Here is a 14,628-nt window from a genome sequence, read left to right on the forward strand (position 1 = left end):
CCGGCCCCTTGCGGACGCGCGCAACGGGGTGGGAGGCACGCAAGGGGGTGGGTCGACGATCAGGCGTCGGGGATGACGGGGATCGCGGAGAGCAGCGTGCGGGTGTAGTCCGCCGACGGGTGGAGAAGGACGTCACGGGTCGGACCGCGCTCGACGATGCGGCCGTCCTTCATGACGACGACCGTGTCGCAGAGGTTCTGCACCACACCGATGTCATGGGACACGAGCAGCAGCGTGAACTCGTCCGCGACCCGCAGCTCCGCGAGGAGCTCGAGGATCTGCGCGCGCACCGTGACGTCCAGCGCCGACAGCGGTTCGTCGCCGACGAGGATCCGCGGACGATGGACGAGCGCGCGGGCGAGGGCGATCCGCTGCCGCTGCCCGCCGGAGAACTCGTGCGGGTAGCGGTCGCCCATCTCGGGGTCGAGGCCGACCTGGGCGATGACCTCTCGTACCCTGGCGCGATGATCTCCGTCGATGCCGAGTGCCCACAGCGGCTCCCGCACGATCTGCCCCGCCGTCATCCGGGGGTCGAGGGAGGCGTAGGGGTCCTGGAAGACGAGTCCGGTCTGCCGGCGCAACCAGTGCAGCGATCGTGCGGAGGCAGTGGCATCGACGGTCCGGCCGTCTATCGACACGCTCCCCGCGGTCGGACGGTCGAGCCCGAGCAGGAGCCGCACGAGGGTCGACTTCCCGGATCCGGACTCGCCGATGATCCCGACGGAGGCGCCCTCGGGGACGTCGAGGTCGGTCGGCTCCAGCGCCGTCTGCCGCCGTGTGTGCTCGAACGCCGTCCGCTTCGGCAGGACGAAGTCCCGCCGCAGCCCTCGTGCTTCGATCAGGCTCATGCCGTGCCTCCGTCGGGACGCCACAGCGTCGCGGTCGCGTCCCGCAGCAGGCCCTGCGTGACCGGCGAGGAGGGCGCGGTCAGCAGCCGCGACACCGGGGCGCTCTCGACGACGCGACCGTGCTCCAGCACCACGCCCGCGGTCGCCACCTGGGACAGCACCGCGAGGTCGTGCGTGATGAACAGCAGCGACATGCCCTCGTCGGCCACGAGCCGGAGCAGCAGCGACAGGATCTCCGCCTGGATCGTCACGTCCAGGGCGGTCGTGGGTTCGTCCGCGATCAGCAGCCGCGGACGGCAGGCGAGGGCCATCGCGATCGCCACGCGCTGCCGCTGACCCCCGGAGAGCTGGTGCGGGTACCGGTCGACGATGGTGTCCGGGTCGGGAAGCCGGACGCGGGCGGCTTCGGCGATCGCCCGGTCGCGCGCCTCGCGCCGCCCGAGGCCCTCGTGGATGCGGATGGATTCCGCGATCTGGCGGCCGACGGTGCGGATCGGGTTGAGCGCGGTCCGCGGCTCCTGGAAAACGATGCCGATGTCGTCGCCGCGCAGTCGGGCGAGATCGCGGTCCCGCATCCCGATCAGCTCGGTGTCGTCCCACCGGATGCTCCCGTGCGCTGTCGCCCCGTCCGGCAGGAGCCCGAGGACGGCGAGCGCGGTGAGGGATTTGCCGGAGCCCGACTCGCCGATCACGCCGAGGCGCGCGCCGTCGGGCACCTGGAACGACACGCCGTCGACGACGCGCCGTCCATCGATCTCGATGACGAGATCCTCGATCGTCAGACTCATGCGACCACCGCCGGTGTGTGCGTCTCGGCGGCGCGGTGCCGCAGCGTGGGATCCGTGGCCTCGCGGAGCCCGTCTCCGAGCAGGTTGAGGGCGAGCACGGTGAGGGTGATGGTGAGTCCGGGCCAGATCACCGTGAGGGGATGCACACCGATGTAACGCTGCAGATCGGCGAGCAGCAGCCCCCAGCTGGGCTCCACGACCGAAGCGCCGAACCCGAGGTAGGACAGGCCGGCCTCCGCGAGGACGGCCACGGCCATCGACCACGACAGCTGCACGATGAACACCGGCGCCACATTCGGGAGGAGGTGACGGACGAGGTTCTGCGCGGGGGTGAGGCCGGACGCGCGCGCCGCGAGCACGAAGTCGCTCTGCTGTACGCGGCGCAGCTCCGGACGCGTGACCCGCGCGATGTTCACGCCGAACCCGATCCCCACCGCCCAGATCACGACCCAGAGCGAACCGCCCCACACCGACGAGATCATCATCGCGATCAGCAGCACGGGGAAGGCGATGAGGATGTCGACGAGCACGGCCACCGTCTCCCGGACGAGGCGGGTGGTCAGGGCGCCGAGGGCGGCGAGGGCGATGCCCACGAGCGTCGCGACGAGTCCGGCACCCACGCTGACGAACACGGTCGTCCGCGCCCCGGCCATGAGCAGGCTCAGGATGTCGCGACCGGTGTCGTCCGTGCCGAGCAGGTGCGGCCAGCTCGGCGGCAGCCAGCGGTCGCCGATGTTCGAGGCCCGCGGGTCGAATGGCGTCCAGAAGAGCGACACGACGGCCGCCAGCGCGACGACGGCGATGACGATCAGCCCGAAGCGACCGGTCGAGGTCCGCCACAGCCGGGGGAACCAGCGCGCGCTCATGCGGCCTCCCGGTGTCGAGGATCGATCGCCCGGTGCAGCAGATCCACGAGGAAGCCGACCACCAGCACGAAGCCGGTCAGCACGAGCAGCTCGCTCTGCACCTTGACGAGATCCCTGGTGCCGACGTCGGTCACGAGCATGCGGCCGATGCCCGGAAGCGTGAACAACTGCTCGATCACGACCGAGCCGACGATGATCCCGGCGACCTGGAGGCCGAGGACCGTGATGATGGAGAGCCCGACCGCGGGGATGCCGTGCTGGATGAGGGCGCGGGTCTTGGTCAGTCCCTTGGCGGCCGCGGTGCGGACGAAGTCCTGCCCGGCCGCCTGCAGGGTCGCGCTGCGCACGAAGCGCATGAGCATGGCCCCCTCGACGATGCCGATGGTGAGGGCGGGCAGCAGCAGCGCCTCGATCGCCCTGCCCGGCGTGGACCATCCGGTGCGGGGGAAGCCCTGGGGCGGCAGCCAGCCGAGCCACACGGAGAACACCACGATCAGCATCATGCCCGCCCAGACGACGGGCACCGCCGCGAGCGCCTGCGCGCCGACGCTGAGCGCGGTACCGTCGCGATGGCCGCGCCGCAGGGCGGCGAGGATCCCGAAGGGGACGGCGATCAGCACGGCGATCGCCAGCGACATGATCCCGAGCGGGACGGTCACCTGCGCCTTCAGCAGGAGCTCCTCGCCGACGGATGCGCCGGACAGCAACGACGTGCCGAGGTCGCCGCGGAGGATGCCGGCGATCCAGTCGGTGTACTGCACGAGCAGGGGCTGGTTCAGGCCCAGTGACTCCCGCAGGGCCTCGACCTCGGCGGGCGAGGCCTGCGTGCCGGCGATCAGCTGCGCGACGTCGCCGGGGAAGACCCGCAGCGTGAGGAAGATGAGCGCGCTCGACACGAGGAGCCCCGCGATCAGCAGGGCCCCTCGGACGAGCGCGTAACGCAGCACGGGGAGTCGGCCGTCGTCAGCTCGCCGCGGAGACGGTCACACCCGCGAGGTCGATGCGCGAGTTGATCGAGTCCTTAGGGAAGCCGCTGACGAGCGGGCTCACGGCGGTGATCGTCTGGCCGTTGTAGAGCCAGTCGGCCGCGTGGTCCTCGGAGACGATGCGGGCCGCCTCGGCGAGGAGCTTCGCGGAGGCGTCCGCGTCGACCTCCGCCATCGCCTGCGCGTAGAGGTCCTGCACCTCGGCGTTGTCGTAGCCGAAGTAGTAGTCCGGATTGGCGAAGTTGCCGAAGTCCCGCGGCTCGACGTGCAGGACGAAGCTGAGGTCGTAGTCCTTGTTGGTGTAGACGTCCTCGAGCCAGGTCGGGAACTCCACGGAGTCGACCTCGAGGTTCACACCGACCTTGTCGAAGTCCGAGATGAGGACCTTCGGCACGGTGGTGCCGTAGAACGACGGGATCGTCAGGGTGAGGTCGAGATCCTCCTGGCCGGCCTCGGCGAGCAGCTCCTTCGCCCGGTCGGGGTCGTACGAGATGACGTCGGAGAGGTCCTCGTAGCCGGGGTCGAGCTCGGGGATCGGACCGTACAGCGGGGTGCCGGCGCCGACGGCCTCGATGAGCGCGTCGTGGTCGATCGCCAGGCGCAGGGCCTCTCGCACCCGGACGTCGTCCAGCGGGGCCTTCTTGTTGTTGAAGGCGAGCGTGGCCTTGTCGGTCGTGCGGCCCGTCGTGAGTGTGAAGTCGCCCGAGTCCTCGAGCTGGGGAGCAAGGTTGGGGTCCACCGCGGTGAGCACGTCGACGTCGCCGGCGAGAGCGGCGTTCACTCCGGCCGTGAAGTCGGGGATGTACTGGAACTCGACCTCGGCGACGCCGGCCGGCTCGCCCCAGTACTCGTCGTTGCGGGCGAAGGTGATCGTGCTGCCCTTGTTCCAGCGCGTGAGCGTGAAGGGCCCTGTGCCGTTCTCCGCGGTCTTGAGGTCGGTGGTGTCGCCCTTCTTGAAGACGAGGCCGGCCGGGCCGGTGAGCGAGAAGAGGAAGTTCTGGTTCGGCTCCGACAGCACGATCTGGACGGTCGTGGCGTCCGGGGCCGAGATCGAGGCGACGGACGCGAACTCCGCGTTGCCCTGCACCGTCGTGTCGGTGCGGACGGTCTCGTACGACGCCACGACGTCGGCGGAGGTGAGGGGCGAGCCGTCGTGGAAGGTGATGCCGTCGTTGAGGGTGAACGTGTAGGTGAGGCCGTCGTCGGACACCTCGTAGTCCGAGGCGAGCCGCTCGACGATCTCGTTCTCCTGCGTGCGGCTGACCAGTCCTTCGTAGATGTTGTCGATGAGGACCTGCTCGAGAGCGGCGCCGCTGGTGTGCCGGATGTCGAGGTTCGTGGGTTCGAGCACGAGACCGACGTGCAGGGTGGCGTCGGGGTCGGGCTCGCCGCCCGCGGACGGGGCGGGCGCGGCGGAGCCGGAGCAGGCGCTGAGGATCACGGCGGTGGCCGCGAGCGCGGAGATCAGCGCGAGGCGTCGATGACGTCGGAACATGGGTGTTTCCTCTCGGTGCGGCAGGTGCTGTGTGCCGGTGGGACGAGCCTAGGGTCGGGCAGAGGTTTGCGGGGCGGGTGCGGAACGGAACGTCATATTCCGGCCGTGACCGCGGAGGCGACGAGTGCCGCGAGGTCACGAGGTGCCGTCTCCTGCACGTTGTGCGTGGCGTCCAGCACCACGACGCGGGCGTCGGGGAGCCGCTGCTGGAACTGCTCCGCATCGGCAGCGCTGACGAAGCCGCGCTCGGCGCGGACGAGCGTGACGGGCGCTGCCACGGCCGCCAGATCATCCCAGCCGGTCTCGTGCAGCACCGAGGGGGCCGCCGCGGTGCCGGGGTCGTGAGCGGCCAGCGCGGCCGCCGCGAGGTGCGCGAAATGGTGCTTCCACTCCACGCGCCCGTCTGCACGCACGCGCGTGTTGAGGAAGACGCCGCGCTCCGTCTCGGGGCGGGTGCCGCCGAATCCGAGGGCCATCGCCTTGTCGACGAGCTCCGCACGGCTGGCGAAGTCCGTCGGGCCGGCGTAGAACTCGCGCAGGGCGGCGGGGCCGGCGGAGACATCGATGCCGGGGGTGATGTCCACGACGACGAGCGCGGCCACCAGGTCGGGTCGGGCCGCGGCGACAGCGGCGCCGGTGAGACCGCCGAGAGACTGTCCGACGAGCACCTGCGGCCGGGACGTCCATGCGTCCAGCGCGGCGACCACGTCCGCGGCGAGGGTGCGGGGGGAGTAGTCCGCATCGTCACGCCAGGCGGAGTCGCCGTGGCCGGCGAGGTCGATCGCGAGGAGCGGCTGTCCGAGCGCCAGCGCCGTCGTGTCCCACGTGTGGGCGTTCAGCCCCGCGCCGTGCAGGAGCGTGATGCGCGGGGCCTCGGTGCCGAAGCGCAGCGCGCTGACGGACCGGCCGTCGGGAAGGGGGAGGGTCAGTCGCTCCACCGTCGGGAGCGGGACGCCGAGAGCATCGGCCTGTGCGGGAAGATAGGAGAACTCGCTGCTGTCGATCGCCACGCGGCTATTCTGCGCCCGAAATCGCCGCCACGGGAAATGCGAGAGCACATCGACAATTCAGCACCGGTATTCGGTGCGCGTTCAGCTCGGATTTTGCGTAGTATGCTTGTCGATCTGCATTTCGACCTCCCCTCGGGGTGCCGCTCTCCCGCGCACTCGCCGGAATATCATGGGGGTATGACCGAACAGCGCGTGCACCTGTCCAAGACGGAGCCTGCGGCCTATCAGGCCCTCGACGCCTTCTCGAAGACGGTCGGCACGATCTGTGCCGAGAACGGGATCGACGATCGGCTGAAGGAGATCGTCATGATCCACTGCTCGCAGCTGAACGGGTGCAGCTACTGCACGCGGATCCACGTGGACCGCGCGGTCGCTGCCGGATTGGACGCCGACACGATCAGTCAGATCGCCGTGTGGCGTGAGAGCGGTGTGTTCAGCGATCGCGAGCGTGCCGCCCTCGAGCTGGCCGAGGCCTTCACCTTCATCGCGGAGGACGGCATCTCGGACGAGGTCTACGACCTGGTGGGGAGCGTCTTCACCGAGAAGGAGTACGCCGCGCTGAGCTGGGCGTGCGTGTCGATCAACGCTTTCAACCGCATCGTCATCGCCGGGCGCTACCCGGTGCCCCCGCGCGGCTCTCAGGCGGGCGCGTGACGGTCCTCGACGTCGAGGGCGTGACCAACGTCCGGGACGTCGGCGGGATCCCCGCGGCGGGTGGACGCATCCGCCACGGCGTTCTGCTGCGGTCCGGTCAGCTCTCCACGGCGACGACGAAGGGCGCCGCGCGCCTGCGGTCGGCGGTGCGCCACATCGTCGACCTCCGCGACGGCGAGGAGGTCGCCGCGGAACCGAGCGAGATCGAGGGCCCGGAGACGACCCACCTTCCGCTGTTCCTCGGGTCGGTGCGCTCCTTCTTCGAGTCCGACACGAGTCTCGACGACCTGTACCTGCATCTTCTGGAGGAGAGCGGCGAGCGGCTGGTCGCCGCCGTCCGGGTGATCGCCGCGGGGGAGCCGACGCTGGTCCACTGCACCGTGGGCAAGGACCGCACGGGGGTGACGGTCGCGCTGGCGCTCTCGGCGGTCGGCGCCGACAGGGAAGCCGTCATCGCCGATTACGCTCTCACCGAGTCGCAGCTGCCGGCCGAACGGTCACGGCGCATCGCCGCGTACCTGCGGTCGCAGCATCCCGAGGCGGTGCACGCCGTGGATCTCGCCACCCGCTCACCGGCCGAGGTGATGCGTCGGCTGCTCGCGGAAGTGGACGAACGGTGGGGGTCGGCCGCCGGCTATCTGCACGCGAACGGCATGACGGATGACGAGCTCGCCGCTCTGCGCGATGCGCTCGTCGAGCCCGTGTCGGAGGATGCCGCCGCCGAAGGTTAGGCAAGCCTTCGCTTGGTGTACGATGGGATCACCATGGACACCACGCTCGACACCCGGGGCACGCGTGCGGCACGCCGCGCGGCGCGCCGTCGCGCACACCACCTGGTCGCCGCCGACGAGCATTCGCTGCTCGACCTCGAGGCGTTCCTCGCGACTCTCCCGCTCTGTGCGTCCGGTCGCATCTTCATCGAGGTTCCCGATGCCTCCGACATCGGCGTGATCCATGCGCCGGGCCGCATGACGGTCACCTGGCTCGCGCGTTCGGCGCGCTCCGGAGCCCCGGGAAGCGGGCGCGGCTGCACCCCGGGTCAGGCGCTGGCCCGAGCCACGTGCGCATGGGCTGACGAGATGCTGCTGGATGACGAGGTCGAGACGCACGTCACACTGCTCGGCGGCTACCTCGGCACGGCCGACATCGTCGAGCACCTCACCGACCGCCTCGGCGTCGCCGCGCACCGCATCCGCGTGCCGGAGCGCTTCGGTCTGCTTCCCGTCGAGAGCTGAGTCAGCGGGTGCGGCGCACGTAGTTGCCGTCTTCCAGTCCTGCTTCGATCTCGAAGCGGTTGCGCAGCGGGTCCCGTCCCGCGAACAGGTAGAGCACCGGCATCAGGAAGCCGTAGCGCAACCACTGCTGCTTGTGGACGGCCTCGTGGCGCAGCACCGCGTCCGTCGGCCGCGCGTCGCCGGTGAGGAAGCACCCGCCGACGCAGACGCCGCCGCGGTGGAAGGTCCACCGGGGCATGCCGCGGAAGACCCAGAGTCCGCCGCGCCGTTCGATCGGACCGGTGCTCCACAGCGTGCCCCAGATCCAGCCGACGGCCGTTCCCCAGAGGTAGCCCAGTCGGCTGATCGGCGAGCGCAGCAGGAACGAGGGGATGCGGCGATCCGCCCGGCGCCCGCGGGCGAGGCGTTCCGCCGCGATCGTCTCCCAGCCCGCCCTGGCACTCATGCGACGGCTCCGACGAGGCGCAGAATCGCGCCGAGATCGTCGACCGCGTCGGCGGGCGTGCGGGGTGCGAAGCCCGCGATGGTCGCCCCCGCCAAGGGGACGCGGGCCCGCAGTTCTCTGATCGCCGTGCTCAGAGACGTCGGAGTGACGCCGAAGGGGACGGCAGCGGATACCCCGCTGAAGGTCGCGGGGTCGAGGACGTCGACGTCGATGTGCACCCAGCCGCGTTGGGCGCCCGTGTCCTGCACGGCGTCGGCGAGCGCGCCCGGATCGTCCAGATCGGCCACCCCGAGGTCCCGGAGGCGGTCCAGTTCGTCGGTCTCGGCGTCGTCCACGTTCCGGACGCCCACGGTGACGACGCGGTCCCGGGGGATGCCGGGGGAGAGGGCGAGCTGCGGTTCTCCCTCACCGAGGACGGCGCGCAGCGCCATGCCGGAGAACGCACCGGAGGGTGATGTGTCCGGAGTGTGCAGGTCGGCGTGCGCATCGCACCAGACCACCGCGAGGTCGTCGGTGCCTCCGGGGAGCGTGTCGAGTGCGGCGACGGTGATGCTGCAGTCGCCGCCGATCAGCACGGTCCCGGCTTCGAGATGCCCGGCCACGAGCTCCCGGGTCCGCGCGAGCGCGCTGAGTCGTCGGACGCCCGTGCCCAGCGATTCCCCCGCCTCGACGGGGACGTCGAGGACGGTCGTCGCCGCACGCGGCAGATCGCCCGCGATGGCCGACGCGCCGTCGACGAGGAGCATCGCGCGGGCGGCGGGTGAACCCTGCCACTGCGGCACGACGAGGAAACGCACCATGGAGACCTCCCGGAGACGGAACGGCGGATGCCCGGGCGTGCGCCCGGGCATCCGCGACGGGGTCAGTTGCCTTCGAGCGCCTGCCGCGGCGCGCTGCCGCCGGCCTTCAGCTCGGCGAGGCGCGCCTCGACCTCGGTGAGCTCCCCGAGGTCCTCGAGGCTCTCGAACTGGGCGTCGAGGCTCGAGGCGGCCAGTTCCGCCTTGCCCTGGGCGAGAGCCTCCTGGCGGCGGACCTTGTCCTCGAACCGTCCCAGCTCGCTGGTGGGGTCGAGCACGTTGATCGAGCTGACCGCGTCCTGCACCTTGGTCTGCGCCTCGGCGACCTTGGCGCGGGCGAGGAGCTCGCTGCGCTTGTTCTTGAGCTCGTTGAGCTTGTCCTTCATGCCGTTCAGGCCGCTCTTGAGCTTGTCGACGATCTCGGTCTGAGCCGCGATCTGCGGCTCGGCGCTCGTCGCCTCCCGCTCGGCGCTGATCTGGCGCTGCAGGGCGATCTTCGCGAGGTTGTCGAACTTGTCGGCGTCAGCGCTGTTGCCCGAGCCGCGCATCTCGTCGGCCTTGCGGCTGGCGGCGAGGGCCTTGTTGCCCCACTCGGTGGCCGCCTGCACGTCTTCCTCGTGGTCGCGCTCCAGCAGCCGCAGGTTGCCGATGGTCTCCGCGATGGCGGACTCGGCGTCGGCGATGCTGTTGGTGTAGTCGCGGACGAGCTGGTCGAGCATCTTCTGCGGGTCTTCCGCAGAGTCCAGGAGGGCGTTGATGTTCGCGCGGACGAGGGTGGAGATCCGTCCGAAGATGGACTGCTTGGTCATGCGTGGTTCCTTTCAGAGGGGCGTCTTCGAGAGCTTGGCGTATGTGTCTGTGCGAGGGATCAGAAGCGTCGACCTCCGGACCGTCCTCGTCCGCCACCGCGGGATCCGCCGCCGCCGAACCCGGAGCTGCGGAAGCCGCCCGAGGAGCGCCAGCCGCTGCTGCGCCGCGAGGAGCCGCCGCCCCCGCCGCCGGCGAGCAGTCCGCCGATGATCCCGCCGAGGATGTCCCCGCCGATGCCGGAGCCGGTGGAGCGGGACCCGGAGCCGCCGAAGACTCCGCCCCAGCCGTCGTCCGCGTAGGCGCCGGGGGAGTACGCGCGCAGGTCGGCCTCCGCCGCGGATGTGGCCTCGCGCGCGAGACCGAGGGCGCGCTGCGCCTCGGCGAGGGCGCGCTCCACCTCGGTCGTGCGCAGGGTGAGCGCCAGGGTGAGGGCGGCGTCCGCCGCAGCGAGCCGGGTGCGGGCGGTGGAACCCACCGTCCCCCGACGCGTTTCGATGAAGTCGCGCGCAGCGCGGATCTCCGACCCGGCCTGGGCGAGCGTCTGCTCGAGGAGCTGCTGTGCGCGACGCGCGCGGTCCACGGCTTCCCGCCCCTGGGCGATCGCGCCGTCGATCTGGGCGTTCGCAGCGGTGAGCGCGTCCAGGGCCCGCTGCGGGTTCCGCGGCGTGCCGAGGAGATCCTGGTGCGCCGCCCGCACCTGCGCGGTGACAGCGCCGGACGCGGCGGCCAGAGCGCCGGTCGGATCGGGGAGCTGCGAGGCTGCGGTGACATCGGCCTCCAGCTCCGCCACGAGGGCCTGCGCCTGCGCTTCGATGGCGGACAGCTCGGCGCCGAGGGCGGTGATCGCCTGGACGAGCTGCGCGGCCTGTGCGACCGCCTGTTCGGCGGTGCGGATCGCGAAGGCGGCCTCTCCGCTGCGGCCGGCGGCCAGGGCCTGAGCCGCCGCATCGATCGAGCGATCCGCCAGTGCCGCACGTTCCTGAGCCTGCGCGGGGTTGTCCGCCACGGTGGCCAGCGTGCTCTGGTCGTACGTTCCGGAGAGAGCAGCGAGCGCGGGTGCGGCGGAGGTGAGGAGCGGCATCAGCTGGTCGCGCTCCCGACGCACGCGCTCCAGCTCCTGCGGCGCGTTCTCCTGCAGCTTGCGCAGTTCGTCGAAGGCCTCGGTGTTGTCGTCGAGGATGTCGTCGATCTCGTCCGCCAGCCGGATGATGCGGATGTGCCACGCGCGCCGGTCGTGGATGGAATCCTCGATCTCGTCGTCGAGCTTCTGCCGGAGGTCGAACGCCTCGGCGATCTTCGCCTTCGCCTCGTCGACGGCGCGGGAGAACTCCGCGGTCGCGCCCTCGCCGTACTGCGCCACGGCGAATCCCAGCTCCTCCCGGCTCGAGGTGATGGCGTCGTCGGCGCGGACGAGCGCGGCGCCGGCCTGCTGCTCCACCTGCGCATCGGTGAGCGTGGAGAACGGATCGGCGGGGTCCGGGGTCTCCGGCATGGCGCCCCGCTCGCGGATGGCCGCGTTGCGGCGCGAGCGACGGACCAGGGCCACGACGAGCCAGATCAGCAGGGCGGCCGCGACCACCCCGACGACGATCAGCGTGACGCGGAGCGCTCCGGCTCCGCCGTCCCCCTGGATCTCGTCCGCGGCCAGTGTGATGGCGCCGACCCAGTCGCCGCTGCCGGCGAGCGGGGCGATGGCGTCCTCGATGGCGGCGAGCTGCCCGTCGCTCAACGGTCCGGAGGAGTCCGCGGAGATGTAGAGGCTGCGGCCCTCGACGGCGATCGCGAGCAGGTACTGTTCGGGGCCGAGCCGGTTGTCGTTCGCGACCTGATCGGCCCAGTCGACGCTGTCGCTCGGGTCGGTGAAGTCGTCGACGAGGACGACGAAGAGGTCGGCGGAGGAGTTGTCGGTGAGCTCCTGCAGGCGCGACTCGACCTGTTCCTCCTCGGCGGGGGAGAGGACGTCGGCCTGATCGGTGACGTACCCGGAGTCGAGCGTGAGCGGATCGGTCGCGGACGCCGCCGAGGCGGACAGCGCACCCGTCGCGACCGCGAGGGCCAGAGCACCCAGCGTCAGCCACCGTTTCGTCATCGTGTTCCCTCCGACCGGCAGCCGAGCCCCATGTGTCGAGTCTATGCACCGGGTACGACACGCGACAGCACTCGCGCGCGTCTCGGCGTTCGCCCTCAGCGGAGGCACATACGCTGGAAGGCATGGACGACAGGTACGGATCGGACGTGCTGGCGGCGGGCTGGCGCGAGCGCGGCGCGAAGCCGGTGCCGCAGGTGCCCGCGGAGGTCGATCTCGTGGTCGAGGTCGCGGCGGACGGGTTCTGCGGCGCCGTGACCAAGGTGCAGGGCGGCACCGTGGAGCTCGAGGACCGGCTCGGGCGGCGGCGCCTGTTCCCCCTCGGCGGCGGCTTCCTCATCGACGGAGCTCCGGTCCGCCTCGCCGCCCCGGCGGCGTCCGCACAGGGACCCCGTCGCACGGCCTCCGGATCTTTCGCGGTGGCGGATCAGCGGGCGCGGACGGCGCTGCCCAGCCGCATCCTCGTCGAGGGGCGGCACGACGCCGAGCTCGTCGAGAAGGTGTGGGGCGCCGACCTGCGCGTCGAGGGCGTCGTCGTCGAGTACCTGCAGGGCGTGGATCTGCTCGACGAGCTCCTCGCCGCTGAGCCCCCGAGTGCGCGACGGCGGTACGGAGTCCTCGTCGACCACCTCGTGCCGGGGTCGAAGGAGTCCCGCATCGCCGAGGCGGTCGCCCGCGGCCCGCACGGCCGGCACGTCCGCATCGCGGGCCACCCGTTCGTGGACGTCTGGCAGTGCGTCACCCCTCGGGCACTCGGCATCGCGGCATGGCCCGAGATCCCGCGCGGCGTCGACTGGAAGACCGGCATCTGCCGCGCGTTCGGCTGGCCGCACGAGACCCAGGCCGACACGGCGAGGGCCTGGCAGCACATCCTGTCGAAGGTGACGACCTACCGCGACCTCGAGCCCGCGCTCCTCGGGCGGGTGGAGGAGTTGATCGACTTCGTCACCGCGCCCGCGGGGTGACCGCGTCCGGCCGCGGGACCGCCGGCGACTACCCTGGATCCATGCCCGAACCGCGTACCTTCCGCGACGAACCGGTGTCCTTCGTGCGTCGGAGCGGCCGGATGTCCGAGGCGCAGGAGCGCGCCTTCACCGATCTCGCCCCGCACTATCTGCTGGATGTCCCGCGCGCGGTGGCATGGACCTCCGTGCACCCCGAGGCGCGGCTGGACGTCGCCGCCGAGTACGGCCGGGAGGCCGATCTCTTCGTCGAGATCGGGTCAGGACAGGGGCACGCCATCGTCGCCGCCGCGTCGAGCCGTCCGCACGACGACTTCCTCGCGGTGGAGGTCTTCCGTGCGGGGCTCGCCCGGACCATGCTCGACGCCGACCGCGCGGGTGCACAGAACCTCCGCGTCGTGGAGGCCAATGCGCCGGAGGTGCTCTCCTCGTACCTGCCGGAGGCAGCGGCGGCCGAGGTGTGGATCTTCTTCCCCGATCCCTGGCACAAGAAGCGCCACACGAAGCGTCGCCTGGTGCGCCCGGGATTCGGGGACACGGCCGCCAGGGCGCTGCGCGACGGCGGCCTCCTCCGGCTCGCGACCGACTGGGAGGACTACGCACTGCAGATGCGGGAGGTGCTCGACGCCGAGCCTCTGTTCGAGCGGGCCTTCGAGGGCGACTGGGCCGAGCGGTTCGACGGCCGCGTCATGACCGCGTTCGAGCGGAAGGGCCGTGCGAAGGGCCGCGACATCCGCGATCTCGTGTACCGCCGACGGGATCGTGCATGACGGAGGCCTCTCCGAGTGCGCCCATGGGGGTGCGCCTCGTCCCCGCGGCGCTGGTGTGCGCGGCCGCCCCGGCCTTCTTCGTCGTGGCGCTGCCCTGGCTCGGCTGGCTGCTGCTGGCGCTGGGCGTCGGTGCCGCCCTGCTCGTGGAGCGCCGCGGCGAGCCGCTGACCGGGGCCGACGGATCCCGGCGGCCCTCGCTCACCCGTGACCTCTCGCTGATCGCGCTCGGCATGCTCATCGTGAGCGTCATCCCGCTCGCGGCGGAGCTCGACAACCTGGCCATGCTGCGCTTCACCCTCGCGCTCGGCGGTGCGGTGCTCGTGCCGTATCTGCTCTCGCGGTTCGCCTTCCGCGACCGGGCGATCCGGTTCCCCTGGCGGACCGGGCAGCGCTGGGGACTGCTCCACTGGGGCTGGCTCGTCGCGGTGCTGGTGCTCGGCTGGCTGATCCTGCCCTTCTACTTCATCACCAGCGGCGTCTATCAGAACTGGCCCGTGGTGGACACGCCCGACCTCATCGCGCGGCTCTTCGTCGGCGTCGGCGCGGTCGGCATCTGGGATGAGCTGTTCTTCATCTGCACCGTCTTCGCGCTGCTGCGTCGCCATTTCCCCGATGCGCTGGCGAACGTGCTGCAGGCTGTCGTCTTCGTCTCCTTCCTCTGGGAGCTCGGCTACCGGGAGTGGGGGCCGCTGCTGACCATCCCGTTCGCGCTGCTGCAGGGGTTCATCTTCCTCCGCACCCATTCGCTGGCCTACGTCGTCACGGTGCACCTCCTCTTCGATGCGGTGGTCTTCGCCGTCCTCGTCCACGCCCACAACCCCGGGCTCCTGCCGATCTTCCTCGTCTGACGGGGTGACTTCGCGGTCGTCAGCGGTC

General features: G+C 71.2%; 16 protein-coding genes. 6 read left to right on the forward strand and 10 right to left on the reverse strand.

Annotated elements, in window-relative coordinates:
- Nucleotides 1–59: 59 nt before the first annotated feature.
- From AC3B5L_RS06610 to AC3B5L_RS06635, 6 genes are all read right to left on the reverse strand, one after another.
- Nucleotides 60–848 (reverse strand): ABC transporter ATP-binding protein, encoded by a 789-nt coding sequence (locus AC3B5L_RS06610; RefSeq protein WP_490096319.1) that lies wholly within the window; start codon nt 846–848, stop codon nt 60–62.
- Nucleotides 845–1,636, reverse strand: a complete 792-nt coding sequence (locus tag AC3B5L_RS06615; protein ID WP_292796759.1) for an ATP-binding cassette domain-containing protein — start codon at nt 1,634–1,636, stop codon at nt 845–847. Before AC3B5L_RS06615 ends, AC3B5L_RS06610 begins: the two co-directional genes overlap by 4 nt.
- Nucleotides 1,633–2,502, reverse strand: a complete 870-nt coding sequence (locus AC3B5L_RS06620) for an ABC transporter permease (RefSeq protein ID WP_363444540.1) — start codon at nt 2,500–2,502, stop codon at nt 1,633–1,635. Before AC3B5L_RS06620 ends, AC3B5L_RS06615 begins: the two co-directional genes overlap by 4 nt.
- Complete coding sequence (locus tag AC3B5L_RS06625) at nt 2,499–3,449, reverse strand: ABC transporter permease (protein ID WP_490096320.1); 951 nt, start codon at nt 3,447–3,449, stop codon at nt 2,499–2,501. The genes AC3B5L_RS06620 and AC3B5L_RS06625 overlap by 4 nt, the downstream gene beginning before the upstream one ends.
- A gap of 16 nt (nt 3,450–3,465) precedes the next feature.
- On the reverse strand, nt 3,466–4,983 hold the full coding sequence (locus AC3B5L_RS06630) for an ABC transporter substrate-binding protein (protein ID WP_490096321.1): 1,518 nt from the start codon (nt 4,981–4,983) through the stop codon (nt 3,466–3,468).
- A 92-nt stretch (nt 4,984–5,075) separates the two neighbouring features.
- Nucleotides 5,076–5,993, reverse strand: a complete 918-nt coding sequence (locus AC3B5L_RS06635) for an alpha/beta fold hydrolase (RefSeq protein WP_490096322.1) — start codon at nt 5,991–5,993, stop codon at nt 5,076–5,078.
- A 177-nt stretch (nt 5,994–6,170) separates the two neighbouring features.
- On the opposite strand from AC3B5L_RS06635, the gene AC3B5L_RS06640 reads away from it, so the two are divergent.
- From AC3B5L_RS06640 to AC3B5L_RS06650, 3 genes are read left to right on the forward strand one after another with little or no spacing between them, the layout of a single operon-like run.
- The gene (locus AC3B5L_RS06640; RefSeq protein ID WP_292796748.1) at nt 6,171–6,647 is read left to right on the forward strand and encodes a carboxymuconolactone decarboxylase family protein; all 477 of its coding nucleotides are present in this window, start codon (nt 6,171–6,173) and stop codon (nt 6,645–6,647) included.
- Complete coding sequence (locus AC3B5L_RS06645) at nt 6,644–7,378, forward strand: tyrosine-protein phosphatase (RefSeq protein WP_292796745.1); 735 nt, start codon at nt 6,644–6,646, stop codon at nt 7,376–7,378. The genes AC3B5L_RS06640 and AC3B5L_RS06645 overlap by 4 nt, the downstream gene beginning before the upstream one ends.
- A 33-nt stretch (nt 7,379–7,411) precedes the next feature.
- Complete coding sequence (locus AC3B5L_RS06650) at nt 7,412–7,882, forward strand: SIP domain-containing protein (protein ID WP_490096323.1); 471 nt, start codon at nt 7,412–7,414, stop codon at nt 7,880–7,882.
- Nucleotide 7,883: 1 nt separating this feature from the next.
- Here the strand turns inward: AC3B5L_RS06650 and AC3B5L_RS06655 are convergent, their stop codons facing one another.
- From AC3B5L_RS06655 to AC3B5L_RS06670, 4 genes are all read right to left on the reverse strand, one after another.
- A complete protein-coding gene (locus AC3B5L_RS06655; RefSeq protein WP_313366679.1) occupies nt 7,884–8,327 on the reverse strand; it encodes a Fe-S oxidoreductase in 444 nt (147 codons plus the stop codon).
- Nucleotides 8,324–9,127, reverse strand: coding sequence for an arginase family protein (locus AC3B5L_RS06660; protein ID WP_490096324.1), 804 nt, complete (start codon nt 9,125–9,127; stop codon nt 8,324–8,326). The genes AC3B5L_RS06655 and AC3B5L_RS06660 overlap by 4 nt, the downstream gene beginning before the upstream one ends.
- 62 nt (nt 9,128–9,189) lie before the next feature.
- Nucleotides 9,190–9,933: a PspA/IM30 family protein gene (locus AC3B5L_RS06665; protein ID WP_187663768.1), complete on the reverse strand. Its 744-nt coding sequence runs from the start codon at nt 9,931–9,933 to the stop codon at nt 9,190–9,192.
- A 59-nt stretch (nt 9,934–9,992) separates the two neighbouring features.
- Nucleotides 9,993–12,023 carry a TPM domain-containing protein gene (locus AC3B5L_RS06670; RefSeq protein WP_292796738.1) on the reverse strand — a complete coding sequence of 677 codons (2,031 nt, stop codon included), beginning with the start codon at nt 12,021–12,023 and terminating at the stop codon, nt 9,993–9,995.
- Between the two features lie 122 nt (nt 12,024–12,145).
- Here AC3B5L_RS06670 and AC3B5L_RS06675 point away from each other — a divergent pair, with 122 nt between their 5' ends.
- Genes AC3B5L_RS06675 through AC3B5L_RS06685 form a run of 3 tightly spaced genes read left to right on the forward strand, consistent with a single transcriptional unit; the run spans nt 12,146 to nt 14,600 of the window.
- Nucleotides 12,146–12,985, forward strand: a complete 840-nt coding sequence (locus AC3B5L_RS06675; RefSeq protein WP_366236539.1) for a DUF3097 domain-containing protein — start codon at nt 12,146–12,148, stop codon at nt 12,983–12,985.
- Nucleotides 12,986–13,026: 41 nt separating this feature from the next.
- On the forward strand, nt 13,027–13,752 hold the full coding sequence (gene trmB / locus AC3B5L_RS06680; protein ID WP_187663771.1) for a tRNA (guanosine(46)-N7)-methyltransferase TrmB: 726 nt from the start codon (nt 13,027–13,029) through the stop codon (nt 13,750–13,752).
- Nucleotides 13,749–14,600 carry a CPBP family intramembrane glutamic endopeptidase gene (locus AC3B5L_RS06685; RefSeq protein ID WP_366236540.1) on the forward strand — a complete coding sequence of 284 codons (852 nt, stop codon included), beginning with the start codon at nt 13,749–13,751 and terminating at the stop codon, nt 14,598–14,600. Before trmB ends, AC3B5L_RS06685 begins: the two co-directional genes overlap by 4 nt.
- The last annotated feature ends 28 nt before the right edge of the window (nt 14,601–14,628 follow it).

This window comes from Microbacterium sp. C-MGS6, assembly GCF_058140415.1.